Source organism: Mesorhizobium sp. M1A.T.Ca.IN.004.03.1.1 (assembly GCF_003997555.1).
Taxonomy (GTDB): Bacteria; Pseudomonadota; Alphaproteobacteria; order Rhizobiales; family Rhizobiaceae; genus Mesorhizobium.
Window position 1 is genome coordinate 1 of sequence record NZ_RZTV01000334.1, and the last position, 271, is coordinate 271.

The window sequence follows — 271 nt, forward strand, 5'->3', positions numbered from 1 at the left end:
GCTCGGCGTGCTCTCCTCCGGCATCATGGCCGGCAATCTCGTCGGGCCGCTGCTCGGCGGGGCGCTCCCGCCGATCATCGGCATCCGCGGCACGTTTCTCGCCGCCGGCGGCATGATCTTCCTCGCCTTTCTCGCCACGGCCTTGCTGATCAAGGAGGAGAAATCGCCGGCCCGCAAGCAGGCAGCCAAGGCCAGCGGCGGCTGGAAATCCATTGCCGACAAGCGGCCTGTCGTCGCCATGCTGGCAACCGGCATGCTGTTGATGTTTGCC

General features: G+C 67.2%; 1 protein-coding gene. It reads left to right on the forward strand.

Annotation, left to right across the window (positions count from 1 at the left end):
- Positions 1-271 (forward strand): MFS transporter (locus EOD29_RS31875; protein ID WP_127248824.1); only part of this gene is annotated, 271 nt, incomplete at both ends.